Genomic DNA, 24,403 nt, shown 5'->3' with positions numbered 1-24,403 from the left:
CACCCGAAGGCACTTGAGAGGCCCGCCGCGCCGGTGGCGGGCTTTTTTTGTACGCTTTTACCGACAGCCCGTCGGGAAAAGCATTGACTTAGGTAAGGCTAGCCTTAGATGATTGCTTCTATGGAGTCCTTCTCGACAGTCATCCGCACCGCCTCGCATGAACAGCACGTGGAGGCGGAGAACTCGACGTTCATGAGCGACCTGCTCGGCGGCAGGCTCGGCGTCGACGCGTACGCCCGCTACACCGAGCAGCTGTGGTTCGTGTACGAGGCACTGGAGTCCGGAGTCGAGCGGCTGGCGTCCGACGCCGTGGCCGGCCCCTTCATCCGCCCGGAGCTGTTCCGGCTGGCCGCACTGGAACGCGACCTGGCCCATCTGCGCGGCCCCGAGTGGCGCTCGGGACTCTCCGCGCTGCCCGCGACGCGGGCGTACGCGGACCGGGTGCGGGAGTGCGCCGAGCAGTGGCCCGCGGGGTACATCGCCCACCACTACACCCGTTACCTCGGCGACCTCTCCGGTGGTCAGATCATCCGCGGCAAGGCGGAGCGGACATGGGGCTTCGCGAAGAAGGGCGACGGGGTCCGGTTCTATGTCTTCGAGGGCATCGACAACCCGGCCGCCTTCAAGCGCGGTTACCGCGAACTGCTGGACGCGGTGCGCGCGGACGACCTGGAGAAGCAGCGGATCGTGGCCGAGTGCCGGGGCGCTTTCGCTTTGAATTGCGGGGTGTTTCGGGGGTTGGGGGCGGAGTTTCCGCTCAGCGCGTGAGCGCTCCGCTGGGTTGGGCGGGGGAATACGTTAGCCGTGGCATGGTCGTGGTGAGGTGCGGCCTCGTCGGGGCCGAGCGCGCAGTTCCCCGCGCCCCTGGGGGGCGGCATGTTCGTGGTTGGGTGCGGCTTTGCTGTGGCTGGGCGCGCTGTTCCCCGCGCCCCTGGGGGGCGGGGGGCTTGGGGGTTAGGGGCTTAGGTGTACTCGGCCGCCTAGTTCTATCCAGCCGTGGGGTTGGGGGGCCGTCAGGAGTTGGGAGGCTTTGCCCTGGGTGATGTTGAGGGCTCGGCCCAGTTGGGCGGTGAGCAGCAGGGCTGCCGTGCCGGTCGCCTCGTCCTCCTCGATACCCCCGGTGCAAGCCCCGGCTCCACTGGAGCGGCTGACGCCGCGCTCATCGATTCGGCCGGGGAAGGCGCGGGCGCGGATGCGGCCCGCGGACTCGTCCTCCCAGGCCCAGGCATAGATCCAGGTGCCGGGCTCGGGCACCGGTAGGGCCTCGACCTCGGCGGCCGTCGCGTACTGGCGCAGTGTGCGCGGCGGCGCCCACTCCGGGCGGGCCTCGATCCAGCTGAACTCGCCGTCCAGCCGGACGCCGACCACCCCCGCGGGCGTGACCAGTTCGGGTACGTCGAGCAGCCAGGCCGTGCCGACGCAGGGGTGGCCCGCGAAGGGCAGGCGCAGGGTGGGGGTGTAGATGTCGATGACACCGCGCTCCGGGTCGTCGACGAACACGGTCTCGCTGTAACCGAGTTCGGCGGCGAACGCCTGCCGGTCGCGCCGTTCGGGCAGCACCGAGCCGTCGCGGACCACGCCGAGTTCGTTGCCATAGCCGCCGTTCGGCGCGCAGAAGACGCGCAGCACGTCGTAGTCAGTCACCGGGGCATTCAAGCATCTGTCGGAGACGGTGCCCGCGCCGCCGTCGCGGGAGGGGAGTTCGGCGGGCCGGCCGGTTTGTTCGGGTAGCCCGCGGAGCATGGCTTGACCTCCCCATGACCCGCCCTTGGCGTCGATTTTGAGGCGTCGAGATCAAGCCGTGTCTGTGATCTTCCACTGAGAGCCGAATCACCGTCCGGGCGGGTATGGGTGAGGTAAGGCTCATGTAAGTTAGGCAAGCCTCACCCGATTGCCTCAACGGATTACCTCACCAGACTGCTTCCCGCTTGGAGCCTGCATGCGTGCCGTCCGCCTCACCGTCACCGCTGCCACGGCCGTGGCAGCCCTGACCGCCCTCACGGCCTGCACCGCGAAGAGCGACGCCAAGGACGGCGACGCGATCCAGGTGACCGCCGCCGACTCCACGTGCGACACCTCCACCAAGTCGGTTCCGGCCGGCCAGGTCACCCTCCAGATAGAGAACAAGGGCTCCCGGGCCACCGAGGTCGAGATCCTCTTCCCGGACGACCGGATCGTCTCCGAGAAGGAGAACATCGGCCCGGGCACCAAGTACACGCTGACCGCCGAGGTGAAGGCGGGCTCGTACGAGATCGCCTGCCGCCCGGGGATGAAGGGCCACGGCGTGCGCCAGAAGCTGACGGTCACCGGCGGCAGCACCGCCAAGCGGGACCCGAAGCTGGACGAGGCGGTCGCCGAGTACCGCCAGTACGCCCAGGACCAGGCCGACGAGACGCTGCCGCGGGTCGAGACCTTCGTGCGGGCGATCAAGGACGGCGACCTGGCGGCCGCCAAGAAGGCATACGCCCCCTCCCGCCTCGGCTGGGAGCGCACCGAGCCGGTCGCCGAGTCCTTCGGTGACATCGACCCCAAGGTCGATGTCCGCGAGGACGGGCTCGAAGAGGGCCAGAAGTGGACCGGCTGGCACCGCCTGGAGAAGTCCCTCTGGCACGACAAGAAGATCGGCACCGCGGAGAAGACCCTCGCCGACCAACTGGTCAAGGACCTGAAGGACTGGCAGAAGCGGGTCGGCACCGCCGAGATCACCCCGACCTCCATGGCCAACGGCGCCAAGGAACTGCTCGACGAGGTCGCCACCGGCAAGGTCACCGGCGAGGAGGACCGCTACGCGCACACCGACCTCGTCGACTTCAAGGGCAACGTCGAGGGCGCGCGGAAGGCATACGAACTGCTCAAGCCGGTCGCCTCGAAGAACGACGCGACGCTGACCGGGGAGTTGGACAAGCAGTTCGCGGCGCTCGACACCCTGCTCGACAAGTACCGCTCGGACCCGGCCTCGTACGAGTTCGTCTCGTACGACAAGGTCACCGAGGAGCAGCGCAAGGAGCTGTCGGACGCGGTGAACGCGCTCGCCGAGCCGCTGTCCAAGCTGGCCGCCGCGGTCGTGAAGTAGGGCGGGGAACAAAGATGACGCAGAGCCAGCGGGACGACAGCCCCTCGCGCCGTGCGCTGATCGGCTGGGGCGGTGCCGGGCTCGCGCTCGGCGCCGCCGCGGCCGGCGGTGCCGTCGCGATGACCCGGGCCGGAAACGACGCCGAACCGGCCGCCGCCGAGGCGGGCCTCGCGGTCGACTTCCACGGCGCCCACCAGGCGGGCATCGCCACACCCGTGCAGGACCGGCTGCACTTCGCCGCGTTCGATGTGAAGACCGACGACCGGGCCGCGTTCGTCCAGCTCCTCAAGGACTGGACGGCCGCCGCCCGCCGGATGACGGCGGGCGGGACGGTCGGCGAGGGCGCCTACGGAGGGCCGGCCGAGGCGCCGCCCGACGACACCGGCGAGGCGCTGGGGCTGAAGCCGTCCCGGCTGACGCTCACCCTCGGGTTCGGGCCGTCCCTGTTCGACCGGTTCGGTCTCGCGGACCGGCGGCCCGCGGCCCTCGTGGACCTGCCCAAGTTCCCGGGCGACAACCTCGACAGGGCGCGCACCGGCGGCGATCTGTGCGTCCAGGCATGTGCCGACGACCCGCAGGTCGCCGTGCACGCAATCCGCAACCTGGCCCGTATCGGCTTCGGCAAGGTCGCCGTCCGCTGGTCGCAGCTCGGCTTCGGCAAGACGTCGTCCACGACCCCGGACGCCCAGACCCCGCGCAACCTCTTCGGGTTCAAGGACGGCACCCGCAACATCGCGGGCACCGAGACGGACCGGCTGGACAAGTTCGTGTGGGTCGGGGACGGAGACGGGGGCAAGGACGGGGACGGGCCCACGTGGATGACCGGCGGGTCTTATCTCGTCGCGCGGCGTATCCGCATGAACATCGAGACCTGGGACCGGACGTCGCTCCAGGAGCAGGAGGACGTCTTCGGCCGGGACAAGGGCGAGGGCGCGCCGGTCGGCAAGCCGAAGGAGCACGACGAGCCGTTCCTGAAGGCGATGAAGCCCACCGCGCACGTCCGGCTCGCCCATCCCGACTCCAACGACGGGGTCGCGATCCTGCGCCGGGGCTACTCCTTCACGGACGGCACCGATGGGCTCGGCCGGCTGGACGCGGGCCTGTTCTTCCTGGCGTACCAGCGCGATCCGCGCACGGGGTTCATTCCGCTCCAGCGCCGGCTGGCGGCGTCGGACGCGCTCAACGAGTACATCCAGCATGTGGGTTCTGCTGTCTTCGCGATCCCGCCCGGCGTCCGTGACGCGAACGACTGGTGGGGCCGGACGCTGCTGACCGGGGAGGCGTAGCCCGTGTTCTCCAACTATCTGATCGGTCTGCGCGAGGGGCTGGAGGCCAGCCTTGTCGTGTGCATCCTGATCGCCTACCTGGTCAAGACCGGGCGCCGGGACGCCCTGAAGCCGATCTGGATCGGCATCGGCTGCGCGGTCGCCATCGCCATGGGCTTCGGGTGTGCGCTCGAATTCGGCTCCCAGGAGCTGACGTTCGAGGCCCAGGAGGCGCTCGGTGGTTCGCTGTCGATCGTCGCGGTGGGCCTGGTGACCTGGATGGTCTTCTGGATGCGGCGCACCGCCCGGCATCTGCGGTCCGAGCTGCACGGCAGGCTGGACGCGGCGCTGGCCATGGGCACGGGCGCGCTGGTCGCCACGGCGTTCCTCGCGGTGGGCCGGGAGGGTCTGGAGACCGCGCTGTTCGTGTGGGCGTCCGTGCACGCGGCGAGCGACGGGACCCCGCGCCCGCTGATCGGTGTCGCCCTGGGCCTGGCCACCGCGGTCCTGCTGGGCTGGCTGTTCTACCGGGGCGCGCTGAAGATCAACCTGGCCAAGTTCTTCACCTGGACCGGCGGCATGCTCGTGGTGGTCGCGGCGGGCGTGCTCGCGTACGGCGTCCACGACCTCCAGGAGGCCAACTGGATCCCGGGCATCCGGAACCTGGCCTTCGACATCAGCGACACGATCCCGCCGGACAGTTGGTACGGCACCCTGCTGAAGGGCGTCCTCAACTTCCAGCCCGACCCGACCGTCGTCCAGGTCACGGTGTGGCTGCTGTATCTGATCCCCACGCTGACCGTGTTCCTCCTCCCGTCCCGCACCGGCCCCACCGCGAACCGACCCCAGCCCACCCGAACGTCGGTGACCGACAACGGCTGACGACACCGCGATCCGGATCGGCGGCGACCGGTGGCGATCGGCGGTGATCGGCGGTGATCGGCGGTCCTCATTTCGCGGTGCGTTCCTGGTCTTCTTCGGTTGATCGCCCCCTTGCGACGCGGAGGCTGCGGTGCAGGGTCCGGCCGTCTCCGAAGCAGGGCAGGAGGAAGAGGGCATGCGCGAGGTACCACCAGGCCAGGGAGCCGTCCAGGCCCGAGAGCCGGAGAAGGGCGCCGGCGATGACGCAGGACAGCGGCCCGGCGAGGGCCACACCTGCCGTCTGACGTGCCGTCATGGCCCCTTCGGGGATCACTGACGTACGCCATGCCGTGCGATGGAGCGCGATATGGGTCACCGTGGGGATCCGTTTCAGGGTGACCACATGTGCCGCCTCGTGCAGAGCGAACGACGCCACCAGGCCCAGCGTCGCCGGTTTGCACAGCCCCCACGCCATCTCGGCCGGCACCCTGTCACCCGACCGTGCGAGATAGGCCAGGGCCGCCGCCTGGAACAGGCCCAGGAACACCAGCAGTGGCCACACCTGGGCGGCCACCGTGCTGACGACCGTGCGGATCCGGAGGTCGTCCCGGCGGTAGATCCTGGGGTCAGTTGCCGGACATCTCCTTGATGAGCTGTTCACGGCGCTGCTTCAACCCCCGGTAAGTGAACTGAATCATCGTCAGGACGACGGTGAGGACGAAGAACAGGATGATCAGAGCCGTCGGGTTGGCCACGCCCATGGTGATGCCGGTGGCTCCCCCGCTCTTCTCCTGTGTCTCGAAGAACAGCGACCCGAACAGGGCCTCCTTGTGGACGATCTGATCACCGTCCGTGGAGAACATGAGCAACAGCAGCGTCACCACCACGGTCACCAGGGTCAGCAGGGCGGCCCCGGCGACGGACTTCATGACCGACTGTGCCTGTTTCATTCCTTCTCCTCGACTCGCTTGTCTCGATTCCCTGCACCGCGTACCAGACGAACATCGCCGTTGCCGCGGCAAGGCATCCCACCAGCGCCCAGGGCGGAAGGTTGAGCATCCCCAGACCGATCGCCGACAGGGCGAGTACGACGGCGACCACGGAAAGCCCCAGGAACACGGAGAAGGGATTGTCCTTCTCCGCCGGGAACACGATGCTGATGCAGGTGGTCATGACCGCCCCGCCGACAGAGCCCAGGAGAGCCGGGCCGCTCTGGGCGAAAAGACGCGGGTCGACGGCGAGGACGATCCCGAGCCCGGGTACGGCGAACACGGCGAGCAGGACGAGCTGCGCCTTGAGCAGACGACCGTAGATCCGCCAGGCCGGCTCCGCGGCACCGGGCAGCAGGCGCAGCGGCCGGGTCGCGGTGAACTGGTACAGACCGCCCAGGGACAGAACGCTGAAACTCCACGTCGGATTCGCCGCGGGACGCAGCAGCAGAAAGCCGAACAGGGCAACGGCCATCGCGGCACCCGCCACGGTCTGCGAGCTGCGCAGCAGACACCAGTCGTACGGGCCCAGAACCCGGCTCGGCCGTCGGCCCGCCCGAACGTTCACATAGCGGGACTGGCGGACGTGCTGGTTCGGAGCGAGCGCGAGGGTCAGGGCCATGAGCGCCGCCGCGAGGACCGCGGCGGCGGCGAAGGCCCACAGGGCCCCGTACCGGTGCCACGCCCAGGACACCGAAGTGACCCAGACATAGCGGGTCTCCTTGTCCAGGTACGCCTGGCTGAGGTCCGGAATCATCGTCTTCATCTGGACCGAGTAGGCCGCCAGCAGGGCGAACATGGCCAGCACGGACAGGACGTTCGAGATCCGTCTGAGCCCGACCAACGCCCATACCCGGGTGAGCAGTTGGTAGAGGACGCTCAGGGTGAGATAGGTCAGGGCGGCGGGCAGGACGACGGACGCGGTGACGTACGGGACGGCCGACGGGCCGAGCAGCAGAAGTGCGCTGACCATGAGGGAGATCAGGCCCGCGCAGGCCACGATCCCCGTCATCGTCGCCTCGTACATCAAGAACGCCGCCGACCGTTCACGGTTGGTCACCGGCAGCTGGTAGCTCAGCTGGAGCATGCCCTCCGCGTTGATGAAGAGCACCTTCACCAGCAAGAACGCGATCTGCACCCACAGGACGAGGGAGACCGTCGAGGTGTCGAACAACAGCCGCCACACGGCCAGGTCACCGGCCAGCGGCTTGAGGAAGAAGTAGGCGGCGGTGCACATGGCGCCCAGGAGCAGGGCGGCCACCGACAGCGCGAACACCCGCACCGGAGTGGAGCGCAGGACCCCCACGCTCAACACCCTGCGCCGGAAGAAGACGAGGAGCATCCGGGCCAGGACGGCGGACTGCCGCAGCCGCATGGTCATCGCTCGTCCGATCCGAGGTGGTCGAACACCATCGTGGCCACCGAACCGTGCTCGGCCATCAGGTCCTGCGTGGGTTCGTCGTACACCACCTGGCCCAGGTCGAGAAAGACGATGCGGTCGGCCAGGCGTTCCAGCACCGGGAAGTCATGTGTGCACAGCAGGATGGAGCGGCCCTCGTCGCGGACCCGCCGGAACTCCCGCTCACTGAGCTGGAGGGCTTCGATGTCGATCCCGTTGAGGGTCTCGTCGATCACGGTCAGGGGCCGGCGCATGACGAGCGCGGAGACGAGCTGGGTCTTCTTGCGCATGCCGTGCGAGTAGTCCTCGATGAGATGGTCGTAGCGCCCCTCCATCGAGAACTTGCGGAACAGGTCACGGGCTTCGGAGTGGTCCGCGTCGACGTGGAACAGACTCGCCATCAAGGAGATGTACTCGCGGGCAGTGAGGAACTCCGGCAAGTAGTCGTTGCTGGACAGATACATGCCCAGGGACTTCGCCTCGGCACGGGCGTGCTCGTGACCGCCGATCCGCAGGGACCCCGACTGCAGGCGCACCAGATCGAAGATGTTCTTGATCAGTGTGGACTTGCCGGATCCGTTGGGACCGACGAGACCGACGATCGTCCCTTCCTCGACCGAGAAGGACACGTCCGCGAGGACGTTGACGATGCCGTCGTAGGAATAACTGACGTTCTTGACATCCAGGAGAGTCACTGTCGCGTGGGTCTTTCGCCGAGTCCGACCGAGTTCATCCGGGTTTATCCGAGTTCATCCGAGTTCGTCCATCAGAGGGTGCCCAGACAGCCTGCGGTGTCCACCAGGGGCAGGCTGACCGGGCACCGACCGGAACAGACGTCAACCAGCTACCTGACTGCGTACGCTACTTGCACTCGAAGTAGACTTTCAGACCGAAGTCCTTGTACTGCCAGCTGCCGGTAAATGTCTTGCCCTGTTTGACGACGCACCAGATGGCCATTCCCGCCAGCAGGGTGGCGCCCAGGGCGATGATGACCGCGATGAACACCAGGAACCAGGCGTCGTAGCGGACGAGCCCCCTGTCGATCTTCGTCTTGACCGACTCGACGGCGCGCGAGGTGATCCGGTGCGTGTACGCGACGGACTCGGGCACCAGGGTAGAAGCGGACATTTCTTTCCTCCCTTCAAGGGTGAGGCTTACCCGCTAGACGCTGTCATGGCCCTGATAAGTCGGCCTAGTGTCCGAGGGGACACCATTCGGTCGCAGCTCACGCTTCCGGCATGCCCCTATGACCGCCGCCTCCGCCCGCGACGAGATCTCCAGCTTGAAGAAAATGCTGGTCACATGCTTCTTGACCGTGCGCTCCGTGATGTGACAGCCGCTGGCTATGGCCGCGTTCGGCAGACACTCGCCCAGCGCGACAAGGACCTCACGTTCACGCGCGGTGAGCAGGGACAGGTCTGCTTCGAGTACCCAACGCGGTACTTCGAGTACCCAACGCGGTACATCGAGCAGTCCGTGACGGTCCCCTCTCTTCTCATGCTCGGTGTTCTGTCTGACGGCAGAGTTCTGTCTGACGGCAGACTTGATCCCGCTCCCCCGTGACAACACGATCCCCCGATCGTCTGGCTGGTCATGCCCCGGCTCGACAGCCAGAGCCGCGGGAGTCACCGTAGTCACGGCGTCAAGGACTGAGCGAGAGGGCGTAGCGAGGTGGCGAAATCCGACCCATGCAGGTTCCGTCGAACGGAACAGGAGAACGGGGTGTCATTCCTGGGCAGCCTCGGAAACTTCCGTGAACGGAATACGTGAAGGCGTGTGTGGATGTGCTGAAGGTGGCTGAAATACTCCATCGGCGTCGCGGGTCCCGCGCATCGGGCGGCAGGCTGCGGGAGTTGGGCCGTGGGCGCTGCACAACCGGCGTGGGTGGGTGTGGTGTGGGGGGTGTCGGGGGGCCGGTAGGGTTCGGCTCCGGGAAGGGGAAGGTGACGGCAACCTCATGACCAGGGATCGCAGCCCGCGCGGGCTCCGCAGGCGTGGCCGGAAGGCACTCATAGCGGCCTCGCTGACCGCTTTGTCGCTGACGGCGAGCGGATGCGTGGTGGTGCACGGGGAACGCGAGGTGCTCCCGGCCACCACCAAGGCCGAGGCGGCGAAGGCGCTGGAAGAGTTCACGGACGCCTACAACGCGGCGGACAAGGCGTTCGACAGTTCCCTGGACGCCGACCACCTCACGGGCGCGCTCGCCGACATCGACGGGGCCCGGCTGAAGGCCGGGCACGCGAACAGTCCGGACGGCAACTCCGGGCACCGGCCGCTGAAGTTGTCGGACGCCCAGTTCATCATCCCCAAGAAGGCGGGCTGGCCGCGCTGGTTCGTCGCCGACACCGCCGCCAACAAGGGCGGCAGCGCCCGCTGGCTGTTCGTCTTCACCCGCGACGACCTGAGCGAGCCGTTCCAGGTGGCGTATCTGACGCTGGTCGCCCCGGACCGCCTGCCCGAGGTCAAGCTCGACAAGGACGGCTGGGCCGAGGCCGTCCCGGCCGGCTCCGCGGACCTGTCCGTCCCGCCCAAGGAGCTGAGCGAGAAGTACGCGACGTATCTGAAGAGCGGCGGCAGCGACTTCACGGACGGCGTGCACACCAGCGAGTGGCGTGCCACGCGCACCCGGCAGGCCAGCAAGCCGGGGCTGGCCCGGCAGTACATCGACGAGTCGCTGACCGAGGGCGACTACGCGCCGCTGGCACTGCGTACGGCCGACGGCGGGGCACTGGTGTTCTTCACCACACGCCACTTCGAGAAGCAGACCGCCGCCGCGGGCGCCTCCGTACCGGCCCCGGACGACGACGTACAGGCCCTGACGAAGGGCGAGGTCAAACAGTCGCTGACCCTGGAGTTCGTCTCCAACGAGGTCGCCCTCGACCCGAAGCGCGGCTCCGGGAGCGAACGGGTGTCGCTGCTGGGGCGCATCCAGGGGCTGACCGCGGCCCAGGGCGACTGAGCGCTCCGCCGGGTTTGGCCGTGTTTCGTCGTGGGCGTGCTGCGTCGTGGGCGTGCTGCGTCGTTGTTGTGTGCAGGTGCGTCGTGGCTGAGCGCGCAGTTCCCCGCGCCCCTTCCGGGCGCTGCCCTGGCCCGCGGATCCCCGCGCCCCTTCGGGGCGGTCGGGCTAGGTGCGTAGGGGCCAGGAGGGGGGTGTGTGGTGGGGTTGCTCGTCCGCGTGCCGGGCGCAGGCGTCGGTGAGCGCCTCCAGGAGGCTCAGCGGGTCGGGCAGCGCATGCTCCGGGCCGCGTACCCAGCGCACCTGCTGGTCGTCGTCGCCGGGCAGCCGGGCGGGCGGCACCAGCACATACGAGCCGCGGCAGTGCCAGCGCAGCCCGGGGTGCTCGTCCATGGTCTCGGGGTGGCAGTCCAGCTCGCACGGCCACCACTCGTCCTCGTCCTCGGGGGTGCCGCGGGTGAGGGTGAAGAACAGTATGCGGCCGTCGTCGCTCTCGGCGACCGGACCGACCTCGACGCCGGAGTCGAGCAGCCGCCGCAGCGCCTGCCGCCCGGCCGCCAGGGGCACATCGAGGACGTCGTGCACCATGCCGGTCGCGGTGATGAAGTTGGCCTGCTGCTGGTGCCGGGCCCAGCGCTCGATCTGGGCGCGGTCCGTGGTGGACTGCGTCTGCCAGGCGAAGGACACCGGGTGCCGGGCGGGGGTGGGACAGCCGACCCGGTCGCAGGAACATCGGTATCCGGGGGCGGGGTGCGCGGCGGGCGCGAGGGGCAGTCCGGCTGCTGCTGCGGCGAGCAGCAGTTCCTCACGGCCTTCGGTGTCGGCGGTCTGTGACGTGCGGCGGCCCCGCAGCCACTGGGAGAGTTTGCCCTGCCGACCGGACCGGTCGCCGAACGTCGCGCTCATCAATCGCCTCGCCTCGCTGGTGTGCGGACAGCATGCCCCATGGTCCCACTCTCCGGCGCCTCGGGGGACCGCGGCCCCTGTCCGGGGGGGTGCGGTCAGCGCGGGGCCAGGCCGTTGAGGGCGTAGTCGACCAGGGTGTCCGTGTACGCGTACGAGATCGGTCCGGTGTGCTGGAGCCAGCGCTGGGCCAGCGGCGAGACGAACAGTTCCAGGGCGATGCGCGGGTCCAGGTCGGCCCGTACGTGCCCCGCGTGCTGCGCGGAGCGGAGCCGGTCGACGTACAACTGGAGCTGTGGTTCGAGCAGTTGGGCGACGACCTCGCGGCCCAGTTGCTCGTTGACGAGGCCCTCGGCGGCGAGGGCGCGGGAGGGTGCCTCGAAACGGGGGTCGAGCAGTTCGTCGACGGTGGCCCGCAGTACCGCTCTGAGGTCGGCGGCGAGGTCCCCGGTGTCGGGGATCGCGTACGGTTCGTGGCCCAGTTCGCGGGCCGCCTGCCCGGCCAGGTCCAGGAATGCCTCCAGCAGGACGTCCGCCTTGGCCGGCCACCACCGGTAGATGGTCTGCTTGCCGACCCCGGCCCGGGCGGCGATCGCCTCGACGGTGGTCTTCGGGTACCCGACCTCGGCGACGAGGGCGAGGGCGGCGGCGTGGATGGCGCGGCGCGACCTCTCGCTGCGGCGGCTGGCGTCCGGGGCGGGCTTCTTGACCATGAGGTGAAGCTAACCCATGGGGTCAGGTGCGGCGGGCGGCCAGGGGTCGCCCCAGTCGGCGTCCCGGGCCGCCTTGTACAGGTCGCCGTGGCGTCTGGTGACCGTGGTGCGGCGCAGCAGTTCGCCGGCCTCGCACAGGTCCAGCAGGACCTGTCCCTTGCGGATCTGCGGGCGCCGGACGATCCGGGCGGGCGCGGGTTCCGCCGGGTGGCGGGTGGCGGCGACATAGCCGAACTTCTCGTCCTCGTACGGCAGTGAGCCGCCCTTGACCTGTCGGTGCAGGGAGGAGCGGCCGACCCGGGCCGAGAAGTGGCACCAGTCCGTGCCGGGCACGATCGGGCAGTCGGCGCTGTGCGGGCAGGGCGCGGCGATCCGGAACCCGGCGCCGATCAGCCGGTCCCGAGCCTCGATGAGGCGTGCGTAGCCGTCGGGGGTGCCGGCCTCGACGATCACGACGGCCTGCGCGGCGGCCGCAGCGGCGTCGACGAGGGCGGTGCGGTCGGCCGGGGACAGCTCGTTGAGGACGTAGGAGACGGTGACGAGGTCGACGGCGTCGAGGGTGAGGCCGGTGCCGATCCGGGCCCGCCGCCAGTGGGCGTCGCGCAGCGCCGGGTGGGCGGCGGCGAGCTCCCGGCCCAGGGCGAGCGCGGGCTCGGCCCAGTCCAGCACGGTCACCGGCCGGGTGCCCGCCCAGGTGGCGCTGACCGCCCAGGTCGCGGCTCCGGTCCCGCCGCCGATGTCCGCATGGCCGGCCGGCGCCCAGCCGGGCACGGCGGCCGCGAACGCGGCCAGCGCGGAGCGCACCGCCTCGAAGGTCGCGGGCATCCGGTACGCGGCGTACGCGGCGACGTCGGCGCGGTCCCGCAGGATCGGCGCGTCGGTCGGGGTGGCCCCGCGGTAGGTGGCGATCAGCCGCTCCACGGCCGAGGCGGCCTGCGACGGCGGCAGCCCGTCGAGCAGACCGGCCAGCGCGGCGCGGAGTCGTTCGGCCGGAGGTACAGGCTCGTTCACCCGGCGATTCTAAGAGCCCCCGCACGCCCCTTCGAAACCGTGCGGTGCGGTGCGGTGCCGTGCCCGGTGCGGTGCGGTCGAGCGCGCAGTTCCTCGCGCCCCTGGGTTGGCTGCCACTGGCGCGTGGCGACACAGGGACCGGGGGAACACCGGAGGCCGCGCGCCGTCGGAGTGCGGTGCGAGGGCCTGTACAGGTGCCTCGTGGTCAAGCGCGCAGTTCCCCGCGCCCCTGGGTTGGCTGCCACTGGCGCGTGGCGACACAGGGACCGGGGGAACACCGGAGGCCGCGCGCCGTCGAGGTACGGTGCGAGGGCCTGTACAGGTGCCTCGTGGTCGAGCGCGCAGTTCCCCGCGCCCCTGAGTTGGCTGCCCCGGCGCGAGACCACACAGGCACCCCAGAACACCGGAGGCCGCACGCCGTCGGAGTGCGGTGCGAAGGCCTGTGCAGGTGCCTCGTGGTCAAGCGCGCAGTTCCCCGCACCCCTGAGTTGACTGCCCCCGGCGCGAGACCACACAGGCACCCCAGAACACCGGAGGCCGCACGCCGTCGGAGTGCGGTGCGAAGGCCTGTGCAGGTGCCTTGTGGCCGAGCGCGCAGTTCCCCGCACCCCTGAGTTGGCTGCCACTGGGGCGGGACCACACAGGGACCGGGGGGACTGGGGGCCGGGCAGGTGGGGGGTGCGTGATCTTGGCGGGGGCGAGTCCGGACCGTTTCGGTGTGTCGATGCGCAGTCTCGGTGCGCTCAGTTCTCCCTACCCCGTCGCCGTACTCTCGGCGTTCTCGGTGTTGCCCGAGCGGCGGGTGGCTCCGTTCGGTGCGTCCGTGCGTGCCTGCCAGGGACGGCACAGTCCCACGAAACAGGCGACGGCCACCAACGCGCCCGCCAGTTGGACGACGGCCATCGGCACGGCGGTGTGCTCCCCGGCGACCCCGACGAGCGGGGAGGCGACCGCCCCGATGAGGAAGGTGGAGGAGCCGAGCAGCGCGGAGGCGGAGCCGGCCGTGTGCCGGGTGCGCAGCAGGGCGAGGGACTGGGCGTTGGGGAGGGTGAGGCCCATCGCGGACATCAGGACGAAGAGTGCGGCGGCGACGGGCGTGAGGCCGACCCGTCCGAAGGCGCCGAGAGACATCAACAGCAGGGCGCTCGCCGCGAGGACGGTGACGGCGAGGCCGACGGCCAGCACCCGGTCCAGGCGGACCCGGCCGACCAGCAGCTTGCCGTTGATCTGCCCGACGCCGACCAGGCCGACCGAGTTGAGCCCGAACAGCAGGCTGAAGGTCTGCGGGGAGGCACCGTAGAGGTCCTGGATGACGAACGGCGAGGCGGATATGTAGGCGAACAGGGCGGCGGAGACGAAGCCGCCGGTGAGCAGGTAGCCGGTGAACGGCGGGTCGGCGAGGAGCCCGCGCATCGCGCGCAGGGCCGCGCCGACCCCGCCCTTGTGCCGTTCGGCGGGCGGCAGGGTCTCGGGGAGCCGCAGCAGGACCACCACCCACAGCACCGCCCCGATCACGGTGAGGACGGCGAACACGCCCCGCCAGTCCGTCACCCGCAGGATCTGACCGCCGATCAGGGGGGCCACGATCGGTGCGACACCGGAGATCAGCATCAGGTTGGAGAAGAAGCGGGCCATCGCGACGCCGTCGTACAGATCGCGGACGACGGCCCGTGCGATCACGAGCGCGGCCGCGCCCGCGAGGCCCTGCGCCAGCCGGAGCGCGGCCAGCGTCTCGACGGTGGGCGCCGCCGCGCACAGGACGGTGGCGACGACGTAGACGGCGAGGCCGGACAGCAGCGGGCGGCGGCGGCCCCAGCGGTCGCTCATCGGGCCGACCACCAGTTGCCCGAGCGCCATGCCGGCCAGGCAGGCGGTGACGGTGAGTTGGACGGTCGCGGCGGGCGCGTGCAGGGAGCGGGTGACCTCCGGCAGCGCCGGAAGGTACATGTCCAGGGCGAGCGGGGGTGTGGCGGTGAGGCCGCCGAGGACGAGGGTGACGAGTGGGCCGGTGCGGCGTGCTGGGCGGCGCGCCGTGCGGCGGCTGGGTTCGCCGCCCGCGGACGGGCGTGCCGTCTCGGGTGTCGATGGCGCCGCGCGCTCGGGCATGGGTCCCCTCCCCTTTCGGCCTGTACGGCCGACCCGTGTGATGGAACAGGCACCTATGCTCTCAGTTCGTACACAGTGCCGAGGTACGCATGAGCGGGGGCGGGGCCGGAATGACGGAGCAGAGCGTGCGGTGGGGCATCCTGGCGACGGGCGGGATCGCGGCCACGTTCGCGGCGGAGCTGGTGGATCTGCCGGACGCCGACATCGTGGCGGTGGCCTCGCGGACCGAGGACTCGGCGCGGGCGTTCGCCGAGCGGTTCGGGATCCCGCGGGCGTACGGCGACTGGGAGTCGCTGGCCCGGGACGAGGACGTCGACGTCGTGTACGTCGCCACCCCGCACTCGGCGCACCGGGCGGCGGCCGGGCTGTGCCTTGAGGCCGGACGGAACGTGCTGTGCGAGAAGGCGTTCACGCTGACCGCGCGCGAGGCGGAGGAGCTGGTCGCGCTGGCGCGCGCTCGCGGACGCTTCCTGATGGAAGCCATGTGGATGTACTGCAATCCGCTGGTGCGTCGGCTGAAGGCGCTGGTCGAGGACGGGGCGATCGGCGAAGTCCGCACCGTGCAGGCCGACTTCGGGCTCGCGGGCCCCTTCCCGCCCGCGCACCGGCTGCGCGATCCGGCGCTGGGCGGCGGCGCGCTGCTCGACCTCGGCGTGTACCCGGTGTCGTTCGCGCAGCTGCTGCTGGGCGAGCCGACCGCGGTCGAGGCCCGCTCGATGCTGTCCGCGGAGGGCGTCGACCTCCAGACGGGCGCGCTGTTGTCCTGGGACGGCGGGGCGCTGGCCGCGGTGCACTGCTCGATCGTCGGCGGTACGTCCGTCACCGCGTCGGTGACCGGCTCGCTCGGCCGGATCGACGTGCCGAGGACCTTCTTCCACCCGGACCGGTTCGTGCTGCGCCGTGACGGCCGCGACCCCGAGGAGTTCGCCCTCGACCCGTCCGACGGTCCGGGGCACACCCTGCGGCACGAGGCGGCGGAGGTCATGCGCGCGCTCAGGGCCGGTGAGCCGGAGTCCCCGCTCGTGCCGCTGTCCGGCACGCTCGCCGTGATGCGCACGCTGGACGCGATCCGGGAGCGGGTCGGGGTGCGGTACCCGGGGGAGGCCGTACCCGTCCGGACATCCGTCTGACCAGGAATCCGTCTCACCAGGAATCGGTCTGACCAGGAATCGGTCTCATCAGGCATCCGTCTGAGCAGGTCGTTTGGCGGACACCGGATGCCGCATGACGGAGTCCGCGCCTACGCTGCGGTGCCATGAACGACAGTAGATCGAAGATCGCGGTGGTGACCGGCGCCGGGTCCGGTATCGGACGGGCCGTCGCCGTGGAACTGTTGCGCGCGGGCTGGGCGGTGGCGCTGGCCGGGCGGCGGGCCGAGCAGCTCGCCGGGACGGCGGCGCTCGCCCCCGAAAGCGACTCGCTCGCCGTGCGCACGGACGTGTCACGGCCGGACGACGTGGCCGGGCTGTTCGCGGCGACCGTGGACCGCTTCGGCCGGGTCGACCTGCTGTTCAACAACGCGGGCACGTTCGGGCCGGGCGGGATCCCGGTGGAGGACCTGCCCTACGAAGCCTGGCGGCACGTGGTGGACACCAACCTCAACGGGGCGTTCCTGTGCGCGCAGGCGGCGTACCGGCAGATGAAGCAGCAGGAGCCTCGGGGCGGCCGGATCATCAACAACGGCTCGATCTCGGCGCACACGCCCCGGCCGCAGTCGGTCGCGTACACCGCGACCAAGCACGCGCTGACCGGCCTGACCAAATCCCTTTCACTGGACGGGCGGCCGTACGGCATCGCGGTCGGCCAGATCGACATCGGCAACGCGGCCACCGACATGACGACCCGGATGGAGACGGGGGCGTTGCAGGCCAACGGGGAGGTGGCCGCGGAACCGGTGATGGACGTCGCCGACGTGGCCCGCACCGTACGGCACATGGCGGAGCTGCCCCTGGAGGCGAATGTGCAGTTCGCGACGGTACTGGCGACGGCGATGCCGTACGTGGGACGGGGCTGAGCGACCCCGCTTCCCCCTCAACTCCCAACCTGCACAACCGGAATTCGAACGTCCGGCCCATGGGGGCCGGTCGGGAGCTTATGCTCGACTCTCCTCCACAGGAGCTTCACATTTGGAGCACCGGAGTTCCGCGGACCGCACCGAGGGGGGAGGAAGCGGCAGCCGTTCCACCGGGCCCGGGTGGGGGTGGATCTCGCGAGGGACCGCGAGGTACGCACCGGGGATGGAACGGCTGCCGCTCTGTTTCCTGTGCGCCACTCTGTTCCCGTGGCGCCGCCGCTCTGTTTCTTTCCCGTGCGCCTTCTGTTCCCGTGGCACCGCTCCGTTCCCGTGGCGCCGCCGGGATCGCTCAGCCGCGGTGCCGGCCGCCCCGGCGCCGACCGTTCGAGGCCGCCTCTGTCACCTCTGCCGCCTCCGTCGTCCCCGTCGCCGCGGCCGACCTGCGGCGGCTCAGCGCCCAGGCACCGGCCCCGAACAACGCGACCGTACCCGCCGCACCCTCCAACAGACGCCAAGAAGACGGCCCCTTGCGCGCCACAGCCGAAGGACCCGCGGCACCCCGCGCCGACCGCCCCGTCACCCCCGGGCTCACGCTCGCGCCACCCGCATCGACCGGATCGACCAGCGCCCCCACCGCCGGCGCCGAACTCCCTTTCCCGAAGCCCCAGTCGAGCAGCGCGGCCGTCTCCTCGTAGACGATGTTGCCGCCGTTGCCCGGGTGCATCACGGTGACCAGCAGGGTGCGCCCGTCCCGGGTGGCGGCACCGGTGAAGGTGTTACCGGCGTTGCTGGTGTAGCCGTTCTTCACCCCGACCAGGCCCTGGTACCGGTCCAGGCCCCACGCCCCCGTCAGCAGCCGGTCGGTGTTCTGGATCTGGAACGTCTTCTTGCCGCCCGCCGGGAAGTCGGCGGTCCTGGTGGCGCAGTAGCCGCGGAAGTCGGCGTCCTTCAGGCCGTTCCGGGCGAAGAGCGTCAGATCGTACGCCGACGACAGCTGCCCCGCGTGGTCGAAGCCGTCGGGGCTGACCACCCGGGTGTCCAGGGCCTGGAGGTCCTCCGCCCTGGCCTGCATCTCGGCGACCGTCCTGGCGACCCCGCCGTTCATATGGGCCAGTACGTGCACCGCGTCGTTGCCCGAGCGCAGGAACACGCCCTGCCACAACTGCTCGACGGTGTAGGTGATCCCGGGCTTGATGCCGACGAGGCTGGAGCCCGCCGGGATCCCGGCCAGATCGGCCTCGGTCACCCGGTGCCGCTCGGTGCGGTCGAACTTCCGGAGCACGGTGTCCGCGAACAGCATCTTCAGTGTGGACGCGGGCGCCAGCCTCCGGTGCGCGTCGTACGCGGCAAGCACCTCCCCGCTCGCGCAGTCGGCGACCAGCCACGAGCGGGCCGTGAGCTTCGCGGGCAGTCCACGGGCCCCGCGGACCTGCACCCCCGGGCGGGCCAGCAGCTCACCGCCGATCACGGTCGTGGCGGCGGCGGTCGCGGGGGCGGCGGCGGACAGAGGAAGGACTGCGGCCGTCAGACCGAGGGCGGCGCGGCGCGTGAGCCGGGAACATTCGCGCATCCCGGGAACCGTACACGCATCCGACCGGGCTTCCCGGGCAGGGGGCCCGCAGTGATCCAGGAATGTCCTGTCGTAAGAAAATCCGACGTCGGGTCGGGTCCGTCACGCCGGCCTCATTACGCCTGCGCCATCACGGCCGACTCATTACGCGTGCCCCATCACGCATGCCTCTTGCGCATGCCCCGTCACGCCTGCGTCATCACGCCTACCCGTCACGTATGCCCCCCATCACGCCTGCCCGTCACGCATGCCACCCGTCACGCATGCCGCCCGTCACGCCTGCCCCGTCTCGAAGCGGGAGATCCGGCCGTCGTCCTCGATGGTGAAGTCCCACCTGGTCCGCATCTCACCCCACGCGTCGTTGCGATAGCGGGCGACCAGGGAGCGGCCGCCCTGGGACTCGTTGTCGACATCCAGGTGACCGTTGGTGGTGAAGATCTCCCGGTCGATCCACTCGGTGAGGTCCCGGTCGGAGCCGTCGTCGGCCATGGTCGCGTCCGGGGTGAGGGTGTCCATGAAGGCCCGGCGGTCATGGGCGTTGACGGCGGTGACGAAGGCCCGGACCGCGGGGTCGCTGAGTTTCGATGTCTGAATCGTCATGCCAGCCACCCTCACACCGCGCCCCGGGCCCCGCCACCTGGGCCCCGCCACCTGGGCCCCGCCACCCGAACGGCGGCCCGGACGGGCTGTCCGGCGGTCCCGGATGCGACGGTGGACACCCGGGCGGAAGCCCTGTTCCGGCCGTCGATCCGAACCGCGTGGGGAGCCACCGTGAGCTGTTACGACCGACGTGATCTGGGCCTGCTGCTGCTCCGGCTGGGTATCGGCGGGGTGCTGGCCGCGCACGGCGCGCAGAAGCTGTTCGGCTGGTTCGGCGGGTACGGCATCGAGGGCACCGGCCGGTTCATGGAGTCCGTCGGCTATGCCCCCGGCCGGGCGAGCGCGACGGCGGCGGGGCTCGCCGAGGCGGGCGGCGGCGCGCTGTTGGCGCTCGGCCTCGCCACGCCTGCCGCGGGCGCGGCGGCGGCCGGTGGGATGGCTGCCGCCGCCGCGGTCCAGGTACCCAACGGCTTCTTCGCACAGGAGGGCGGCTACGAGCACCCGGCGACCCTGGGGCTGGCCGCGGCCGGCCTCGCCGTCGCGGGCCCCGGCCGGTTCTCCCTCGACCACGCCCTCGGCCATGTCGTCGACCGCGGCTGGATGGTCCCGGCGGCACTCGGGGTGACCGCGGCGGTCACCGCGGCCGTGGTGGGCGCCCGGAACTGCCGGGTGCGGCGGACGGCCGAGGAGGCGGCGGGCGCACAGGAGGCGCTGTTCGAGGCGTAGCCGTGGTCGTGGTCGGGGTCCTAGCCGTGGTCGTGGCAGGCCGGGTCGTCATCCCCACGCTGGTCGCGCTCGCGCCGCGCACCCTGACCCCGGACCTCCGGAAGGAGTTCACCCGGTACCTCGCCCGGGTCACCGCACGCTCGCTCGACCCGGCACCGGACGCCCCTCCCCCTCAGCGGCGCGACATATGACGCCCGAGGGCCGCCGAGGTGCCCGTACACCGGCCGACCGACGCCGCTCACCCCACCTGGTGCGGGCCGCGGTGAAGCGGTGGACACCCGCCGACCGACCCGGTGCAGACCCTCCGACCAACCAGGTGCAGACCCGCCGACCGACCGGGTGCCAGACCCTCCTACCGACCGGGTGGGCGTAGTACCGCGGTACGACGTCCGGGTCATGGTTCCGTCCGCGGTACGACCGGTTCGGGGGTGGCTGGTTCTTAGCGTTGTTCCTGGGGCACCGGCGACCGGCGCCCGGGGCCCGAGCGAGGGAGTGCGCGTGATAGAGGCAGAGCAGCTGACCAAGCGGTACGGCGAGAAGACGGCCGTGGACCGGCTGGATTTCGTCGTCAAACCGGGCACCGTGACCGGCTTCCTGGGACCCAACGGCGCGGGAAAGTCGACCACGATGCGCATGATCGTCGGGTTGGACACCCCGACCGGCGGCTCGGTGACGGTGAACGGCCGCCCCTACGCCCGGCACCGGGCGCCGCTCCAGGAGGTCGGGGCGCTGCTGGAGGCGAAGTCGATCCACCCGGGCCGTTCCGCGTACCACCATCTGAAGGCGCTCGCGCTGACGCACGGGATCCCGCTCAGCCGGGTGGACGAGGTCATCGACCTCGCCGGTCTCGGCGGCGTGGCGAAGAAGCGGGCGGGTGCCTTCTCGCTCGGCATGGGACAGCGGCTCGGCATCGCGGCGGCGCTGCTGGGCGATCCGCAGACGGTGATGCTGGACGAGCCGGTCAACGGGCTCGACCCGGAGGGCGTGCTGTGGATCCGCACCCTGCTGACGTCGCTCGCGGCACAGGGCCGCACGGTGTTCGTCTCCTCGCATCTGATGAGCGAGATGGCGCTGGTGGCGGACCATCTGATCATCGTGGGCCGGGGACGGCTGCTGGCCGACACGACCGTGCGCGACCTGGTCCGCGAGGCGGGCGGGGACACGGTGCGGGTGGCGACGCAGGACCCGGCGCGGCTGCGTGAGGTGCTGGCCGGGCCGGGCGTCGAGGTCACCGGCCGGATCGGCGCCGAGGAACTTGAGGTGACCGGCCTGACCGCCCGGGAGATCGGGCTGCGGGCCGCCGAGCACGGGATCGCGCTGTTCGAGCTGAGCGCGCGCACGGTGTCGCTGGAGGAGGCGTTCATGGAGCTGACCCGGGATGCCGTGGAGTACCACGGCTCGACCACCGGCGCCGAGACCCTGGGGAGGGCGGCATGAGCGCCCCCGCCGCGACCGCCGAGTCGCCCGGGACCCTCGGCGTCCGCCCCGCCTACCGGGTGACCGGGCCGCGGGTGCTGCGCTCGGAGTGGGCCAAGCTGTGGTCGCTGCGCTCGACGTGGATCACGCTGGCCCTGGGTCTGGTGTTCCTGGTGGCCTTCGGGCTGATCGCCGCGTCGCGCTACCGCTCCGGATACGACTCCGGCCACCTCGACGGGGACTTCGCCCGCTCGACCGCGGTGAGCCTGTCCCTCTTCGGTACGAACTTCGCCCAGCTCGCCCTCGGTGTGCTCGGTGTGCTGGTCACGGCCGGGGAGTACTCGACCGGCATGATCCGCTCGACGATGGCGGCGGTGCCGCGCCGGCTGCCCGTGCTGTGGTCGAAGGCGGCCGTGTTCGGGCTGGTCGCGCTGGTGGTCGGGACGGTCGGGGCGTTCGTCACCTTCCTGATCGGCGGCGGCATCGTCTCCGGCACGCCCGCGGCCATGGGCCTGTCGCACGCCGGTGTCGTCCGCAGTCTGCTGGGCGCCGGGCTCTACCTCGGCCTGGTCGGTGTGATCGGCGCCGCGCTGGGCGCGCTGCTGCGGTCGGTGGCCGGCGGCATCTCGGTGCTGGTCGCCGCGCTGATGCTCGTACCCGGGCTGGTGTCCCTGCTGCCCAGTTCCTGGCAGGACAATGTCAGCCCCTATCTGCCCGGCACCGCGGGGCAGTCGATGTTCGCCCTGACGCACGACTCCACCGCCCTCTCCCCCGGTGCCGGACTGCTGGTCTTCCTCGGCTGGACGGTGCTCGCGCTGGCGGGGGCGGCGTACCGGCTGCGGCGCAGCGACGTGTGAGCCTGCACCATGGGCAGGTGACACCTGTGACCACCACCGACGACGTCCTCGGTACGGGCTCGCTGGTCGCCTTCTTCAGCCGGGTCGGCCAGCGGCTGCGCCGGGCCGATCGCGCGCGGCCCTGGGTGCTGGACACCGCGGTGGTGGTCGTCGTCTTCCTGATGTTCTGCCTGCCGGACCTGCTGCGCGGGAGCTTTGGGGACGGGGACGGGCCGCACCGGTTCCGGCTGGTGTTCGCCCATCCGCCCGTGGCGGGTGTGCTGGCGCTGCAGGCCGGTCTTGTGCTGCCGCTGCTGTGGCGGCGGCGCAGGCCCGCGGCGGCCTTCGGCATGATCACGGCGGTGTTCGCGCTCCAGTGGTCACTGAACGTCGCGCTGCGCGCCGACGTCGCCCTGTTCATCGCGCTGTACAGCCTGGCCCTGCACGGGCGTCCGCGGCAACTGCCGTGGGCCTGCGGGGTGATGGCGGCGGCGATGGCGCTGGTCGCGGTGCGGGCGGCGGCCGCGGTGTCCGTCTGGGACGTGCTGTTCCTGCTGCTGAGCACGGCGACCGCCGCCGTGGCGCTCGGCCTGATGGTACGGATCCGCCGGGCCCAGCTGGCCGGGCTGCGTGAGCGGGCGGCCCGGCTGGAGATCGAACGCGACCAGCGCGGTCGGCTCGCGGTGGCGACCGAGCGGACCCGGGTGGCCCGGGAGATGCACGACATCGTCGGCCACAACCTGTCCGTCATCATCACCCTCGCCGACGCGGGCGCCTACGCCGGGGCCCGGGAGCCGCAGCGCGGCACGGAGGCGCTGCGGCTCATCGGCGACACCGGTCGGCAGGCTCTCGGGGAGCTACGGCGCGTACTCGGCGTACTGCGGGAGGCGGACGGTTCCGCGCACCGGCCGGAACTCAGCCCGCAGCCCGGCATCGGGGACATCGACGCGCTGTGCGCGGGGGTGCGCGGCGCCGGTCTCGACGTCGTCTATCGCACCGCGGGCGACGTGGAGGCGCTGGACGGCGGGGTCCAGCTGACGGTCTACCGCATCGTCCAGGAAGCCCTCACGAACACCCTCAAACACGCCGGCGCCGAGACCCGGGTGAGGCTGGCGGTCGTCGTCGACGACGACCGGCTGCGCATCCGGGTCGAGGACAGCGGCCCGGCCGTCCGGCCCGGATCGCCGAACGAGGAAGGACACGGTCTGGTGGGCATGCGCGAACGGGCCGCACTCTACGACGGGAACGTCAGCGCGGGACCGACGCCCGACGGCGGCTGGCTGGTGGAGGCCACCCTCGACCTCACCTCCAGGGGCGGCACCCGATGACCACGGCACGCATCGCACACACCGGCACAAGTCCGACGACGAACCCCACCCGACCACCACAGACCACCGTCGCCCCGACCCCCCCGGGCGGCGCCCGATGACCACCGTACTCATCGTGGACGACCAACCACTCCAGCGCTTCGGCTTCCGGATGCTCCTCGACTCCATCCCCGAGACGGAGGTGCTCGGCGAGGCGGCCCAGGGCGCGGAGGCCGTCCGCATGACCGCGGAACTGCGGCCCGACGTCGTCCTCATGGACGTACGCATGCCCGGCATGGACGGCATCGAGGCCACCCGCCGCATCGTCGCCGCCGGCGACCGCTCACGGGTCCTGGTGCTGACCACGTTCGACCTCGACGAATATGTGCACGCCGCCCTGCGCGCGGGCGCCAGCGGCTTCCTGCTCAAGGACGCACGGCCCGAGGAACTCCTCGCCGGGATCCGGGCGGTGGCGGCGGGCGACGCGATCATCGCCCCCGCCCTCACCCGCCGCCTCCTGGACGAGTTCACCCGTCACCCCCCGGCGTACGGCGCCGGCCGCCCGGGGGGGGCGGACCCCCGGGTCGTCGCCCGGGCCCGCCGCGAGCCGGGGTTCCGCGTCGCGCTCCGGAGGGGCGGGACCAACCGCGAGAAACCC

27 protein-coding genes are annotated in these 24,403 nt (G+C 71.1%); 14 read left to right on the top strand and 13 right to left on the bottom strand.

Features of this window, described 5'->3' with window-relative positions; genetic code table 11:
* The first annotated feature begins 120 nt into the window (after window positions 1-120).
* Window positions 121-768 (top strand): biliverdin-producing heme oxygenase, encoded by a 648-nt coding sequence (locus ACWEKM_RS34705; protein ID WP_451625248.1) that lies wholly within the window; start codon window positions 121-123, stop codon window positions 766-768.
* Between the two features lie 186 nt (window positions 769-954).
* On the opposite strand, the gene ACWEKM_RS34700 is transcribed toward ACWEKM_RS34705, so the two are convergent.
* The gene (locus ACWEKM_RS34700) at window positions 955-1,644 is read right to left on the bottom strand and encodes a PhzF family phenazine biosynthesis protein (RefSeq protein ID WP_451625247.1); all 690 of its coding nucleotides are present in this window, start codon (window positions 1,642-1,644) and stop codon (window positions 955-957) included.
* Between the two features lie 295 nt (window positions 1,645-1,939).
* Between ACWEKM_RS34700 and efeO the strand changes: the two genes are divergently transcribed.
* From efeO to efeU, 3 genes are read left to right on the top strand one after another with little or no spacing between them, the layout of a single operon-like run.
* The gene (gene efeO / locus ACWEKM_RS34695; RefSeq protein WP_451625246.1) at window positions 1,940-3,073 is read left to right on the top strand and encodes an iron uptake system protein EfeO; all 1,134 of its coding nucleotides are present in this window, start codon (window positions 1,940-1,942) and stop codon (window positions 3,071-3,073) included.
* A gap of 14 nt (window positions 3,074-3,087) precedes the next feature.
* Window positions 3,088-4,359, top strand: coding sequence for an iron uptake transporter deferrochelatase/peroxidase subunit (gene efeB, locus ACWEKM_RS34690; protein WP_451625245.1), 1,272 nt, complete (start codon window positions 3,088-3,090; stop codon window positions 4,357-4,359).
* Window positions 4,360-4,362: 3 nt separating this feature from the next.
* Window positions 4,363-5,220 carry an iron uptake transporter permease EfeU gene (efeU, locus tag ACWEKM_RS34685; RefSeq protein ID WP_451625244.1) on the top strand — a complete coding sequence of 286 codons (858 nt, stop codon included), beginning with the start codon at window positions 4,363-4,365 and terminating at the stop codon, window positions 5,218-5,220.
* A 67-nt stretch (window positions 5,221-5,287) separates the two neighbouring features.
* On the opposite strand, the gene ACWEKM_RS34680 is transcribed toward efeU, so the two are convergent.
* The 6 genes from ACWEKM_RS34680 to ACWEKM_RS34655 all read right to left on the bottom strand — a co-directional run bounded on the left by ACWEKM_RS34680 (window position 5,288) and on the right by ACWEKM_RS34655 (window position 8,949).
* Window positions 5,288-5,860 carry a hypothetical protein gene (locus ACWEKM_RS34680; RefSeq protein ID WP_451625243.1) on the bottom strand — a complete coding sequence of 191 codons (573 nt, stop codon included), beginning with the start codon at window positions 5,858-5,860 and terminating at the stop codon, window positions 5,288-5,290.
* Window positions 5,826-6,128: a hypothetical protein gene (locus ACWEKM_RS34675; protein ID WP_451625242.1), complete on the bottom strand. Its 303-nt coding sequence runs from the start codon at window positions 6,126-6,128 to the stop codon at window positions 5,826-5,828. Before ACWEKM_RS34675 ends, ACWEKM_RS34680 begins: the two co-directional genes overlap by 35 nt.
* Complete coding sequence (locus ACWEKM_RS34670; RefSeq protein ID WP_451625241.1) at window positions 6,043-7,569, bottom strand: hypothetical protein; 1,527 nt, start codon at window positions 7,567-7,569, stop codon at window positions 6,043-6,045. Before ACWEKM_RS34670 ends, ACWEKM_RS34675 begins: the two co-directional genes overlap by 86 nt.
* Complete coding sequence (locus tag ACWEKM_RS34665; RefSeq protein WP_451625240.1) at window positions 7,566-8,282, bottom strand: ABC transporter ATP-binding protein; 717 nt, start codon at window positions 8,280-8,282, stop codon at window positions 7,566-7,568. Before ACWEKM_RS34665 ends, ACWEKM_RS34670 begins: the two co-directional genes overlap by 4 nt.
* Window positions 8,283-8,448: 166 nt before the next feature.
* A complete protein-coding gene (locus ACWEKM_RS34660; protein WP_451625239.1) occupies window positions 8,449-8,715 on the bottom strand; it encodes a hypothetical protein in 267 nt (88 codons plus the stop codon).
* Window positions 8,716-8,748: 33 nt separating this feature from the next.
* Window positions 8,749-8,949: a helix-turn-helix domain-containing protein gene (locus ACWEKM_RS34655; RefSeq protein ID WP_451625256.1), complete on the bottom strand. Its 201-nt coding sequence runs from the start codon at window positions 8,947-8,949 to the stop codon at window positions 8,749-8,751.
* Here ACWEKM_RS34655 and ACWEKM_RS34650 point away from each other — a divergent pair.
* Window positions 8,890-9,150: a hypothetical protein gene (locus ACWEKM_RS34650; RefSeq protein WP_451625258.1), complete on the top strand. Its 261-nt coding sequence runs from the start codon at window positions 8,890-8,892 to the stop codon at window positions 9,148-9,150. The two genes, ACWEKM_RS34655 and ACWEKM_RS34650, sit on opposite strands and share 60 nt — an antisense overlap.
* Before the next feature lie 394 nt (window positions 9,151-9,544).
* Window positions 9,545-10,546 (top strand): hypothetical protein, encoded by a 1,002-nt coding sequence (locus ACWEKM_RS34645; RefSeq protein WP_451625238.1) that lies wholly within the window; start codon window positions 9,545-9,547, stop codon window positions 10,544-10,546.
* Window positions 10,547-10,711: 165 nt separating this feature from the next.
* On the opposite strand, the gene ACWEKM_RS34640 is transcribed toward ACWEKM_RS34645, so the two are convergent.
* The 4 genes from ACWEKM_RS34640 to ACWEKM_RS34625 all read right to left on the bottom strand — a co-directional run bounded on the left by ACWEKM_RS34640 (window position 10,712) and on the right by ACWEKM_RS34625 (window position 15,276).
* The gene (locus ACWEKM_RS34640) at window positions 10,712-11,449 is read right to left on the bottom strand and encodes a bifunctional DNA primase/polymerase (RefSeq protein WP_451625237.1); all 738 of its coding nucleotides are present in this window, start codon (window positions 11,447-11,449) and stop codon (window positions 10,712-10,714) included.
* 95 nt (window positions 11,450-11,544) lie between these two features.
* The gene (locus ACWEKM_RS34635; protein WP_451625236.1) at window positions 11,545-12,159 is read right to left on the bottom strand and encodes a TetR/AcrR family transcriptional regulator; all 615 of its coding nucleotides are present in this window, start codon (window positions 12,157-12,159) and stop codon (window positions 11,545-11,547) included.
* Window positions 12,160-12,168: 9 nt separating this feature from the next.
* Entirely contained in the window at window positions 12,169-13,170 is a 1,002-nt protein-coding gene (locus tag ACWEKM_RS34630) for a small ribosomal subunit Rsm22 family protein (RefSeq protein ID WP_451625235.1), read from the bottom strand.
* A 753-nt stretch (window positions 13,171-13,923) separates the two neighbouring features.
* A complete protein-coding gene (locus tag ACWEKM_RS34625) occupies window positions 13,924-15,276 on the bottom strand; it encodes a multidrug effflux MFS transporter (protein WP_451625234.1) in 1,353 nt (450 codons plus the stop codon).
* Between the two features lie 110 nt (window positions 15,277-15,386).
* Between ACWEKM_RS34625 and ACWEKM_RS34620 the strand changes: the two genes are divergently transcribed.
* Both ACWEKM_RS34620 and ACWEKM_RS34615 read left to right on the top strand, forming a co-directional pair.
* Window positions 15,387-16,406: a Gfo/Idh/MocA family protein gene (locus ACWEKM_RS34620; protein ID WP_451625233.1), complete on the top strand. Its 1,020-nt coding sequence runs from the start codon at window positions 15,387-15,389 to the stop codon at window positions 16,404-16,406.
* Between the two features lie 125 nt (window positions 16,407-16,531).
* Window positions 16,532-17,290, top strand: a complete 759-nt coding sequence (locus ACWEKM_RS34615) for an SDR family oxidoreductase (RefSeq protein WP_451625232.1) — start codon at window positions 16,532-16,534, stop codon at window positions 17,288-17,290.
* Between the two features lie 349 nt (window positions 17,291-17,639).
* Here ACWEKM_RS34615 and ACWEKM_RS34610 read toward each other — a convergent pair whose 3' ends face one another.
* Entirely contained in the window at window positions 17,640-18,860 is a 1,221-nt protein-coding gene (locus ACWEKM_RS34610; protein WP_451625231.1) for a D-alanyl-D-alanine carboxypeptidase family protein, read from the bottom strand.
* A 273-nt stretch (window positions 18,861-19,133) separates the two neighbouring features.
* Window positions 19,134-19,460, bottom strand: a complete 327-nt coding sequence (locus tag ACWEKM_RS34605) for a nuclear transport factor 2 family protein (protein WP_451625230.1) — start codon at window positions 19,458-19,460, stop codon at window positions 19,134-19,136.
* A 171-nt stretch (window positions 19,461-19,631) separates the two neighbouring features.
* Between ACWEKM_RS34605 and ACWEKM_RS34600 the strand changes: the two genes are divergently transcribed.
* From ACWEKM_RS34600 to ACWEKM_RS34575, 6 genes are all read left to right on the top strand, one after another.
* Entirely contained in the window at window positions 19,632-20,186 is a 555-nt protein-coding gene (locus tag ACWEKM_RS34600; RefSeq protein ID WP_451625229.1) for a DoxX family membrane protein, read from the top strand.
* 2 nt (window positions 20,187-20,188) lie between these two features.
* On the top strand, window positions 20,189-20,377 hold the full coding sequence (locus ACWEKM_RS34595; protein ID WP_451625228.1) for a hypothetical protein: 189 nt from the start codon (window positions 20,189-20,191) through the stop codon (window positions 20,375-20,377).
* A gap of 307 nt (window positions 20,378-20,684) precedes the next feature.
* Complete coding sequence (locus ACWEKM_RS34590; RefSeq protein WP_451625227.1) at window positions 20,685-21,623, top strand: ATP-binding cassette domain-containing protein; 939 nt, start codon at window positions 20,685-20,687, stop codon at window positions 21,621-21,623.
* Window positions 21,620-22,459: an ABC transporter permease gene (locus ACWEKM_RS34585; RefSeq protein ID WP_451625226.1), complete on the top strand. Its 840-nt coding sequence runs from the start codon at window positions 21,620-21,622 to the stop codon at window positions 22,457-22,459. The genes ACWEKM_RS34590 and ACWEKM_RS34585 overlap by 4 nt, the downstream gene beginning before the upstream one ends.
* Window positions 22,460-22,476: 17 nt before the next feature.
* On the top strand, window positions 22,477-23,766 hold the full coding sequence (locus ACWEKM_RS34580) for a sensor histidine kinase (RefSeq protein ID WP_451625225.1): 1,290 nt from the start codon (window positions 22,477-22,479) through the stop codon (window positions 23,764-23,766).
* Window positions 23,767-23,863: 97 nt separating this feature from the next.
* A partial coding sequence (locus ACWEKM_RS34575) for a response regulator (RefSeq protein WP_451625224.1) occupies window positions 23,864-24,403 on the top strand: 540 nt, incomplete at its 3' end.

This window comes from Streptomyces sp. NPDC004752, from assembly GCF_053601275.1.
Note: the sequence above shows the minus strand (reverse complement) of the source record. Positions and strands in the feature narration are given on the sequence as shown.

Coding starts and splice junctions, on each gene's coding strand:
- ACWEKM_RS34705 (WP_451625248.1), top strand. CDS start 121: ATGGAGTCCTTCTCGACAGTCATCCGCACCGCCTCGCATGAACAGCAC.
- efeO (WP_451625246.1), top strand. CDS start 1,940: ATGCGTGCCGTCCGCCTCACCGTCACCGCTGCCACGGCCGTGGCAGCC.
- efeB (WP_451625245.1), top strand. CDS start 3,088: ATGACGCAGAGCCAGCGGGACGACAGCCCCTCGCGCCGTGCGCTGATC.
- ACWEKM_RS34675 (WP_451625242.1), bottom strand. CDS start 6,128: ATGAAGTCCGTCGCCGGGGCCGCCCTGCTGACCCTGGTGACCGTGGTG.
- ACWEKM_RS34670 (WP_451625241.1), bottom strand. CDS start 7,569: ATGACCATGCGGCTGCGGCAGTCCGCCGTCCTGGCCCGGATGCTCCTC.
- ACWEKM_RS34660 (WP_451625239.1), bottom strand. CDS start 8,715: ATGTCCGCTTCTACCCTGGTGCCCGAGTCCGTCGCGTACACGCACCGG.
- ACWEKM_RS34650 (WP_451625258.1), top strand. CDS start 8,890: ATGCTTCTTGACCGTGCGCTCCGTGATGTGACAGCCGCTGGCTATGGC.
- ACWEKM_RS34645 (WP_451625238.1), top strand. CDS start 9,545: ATGACCAGGGATCGCAGCCCGCGCGGGCTCCGCAGGCGTGGCCGGAAG.
- ACWEKM_RS34640 (WP_451625237.1), bottom strand. CDS start 11,449: ATGAGCGCGACGTTCGGCGACCGGTCCGGTCGGCAGGGCAAACTCTCC.
- ACWEKM_RS34635 (WP_451625236.1), bottom strand. CDS start 12,159: ATGGTCAAGAAGCCCGCCCCGGACGCCAGCCGCCGCAGCGAGAGGTCG.
- ACWEKM_RS34625 (WP_451625234.1), bottom strand. CDS start 15,276: ATGCCCGAGCGCGCGGCGCCATCGACACCCGAGACGGCACGCCCGTCC.
- ACWEKM_RS34620 (WP_451625233.1), top strand. CDS start 15,387: ATGACGGAGCAGAGCGTGCGGTGGGGCATCCTGGCGACGGGCGGGATC.
- ACWEKM_RS34615 (WP_451625232.1), top strand. CDS start 16,532: ATGAACGACAGTAGATCGAAGATCGCGGTGGTGACCGGCGCCGGGTCC.
- ACWEKM_RS34610 (WP_451625231.1), bottom strand. CDS start 18,860: ATGCGCGAATGTTCCCGGCTCACGCGCCGCGCCGCCCTCGGTCTGACG.
- ACWEKM_RS34605 (WP_451625230.1), bottom strand. CDS start 19,460: ATGACGATTCAGACATCGAAACTCAGCGACCCCGCGGTCCGGGCCTTC.
- ACWEKM_RS34585 (WP_451625226.1), top strand. CDS start 21,620: ATGAGCGCCCCCGCCGCGACCGCCGAGTCGCCCGGGACCCTCGGCGTC.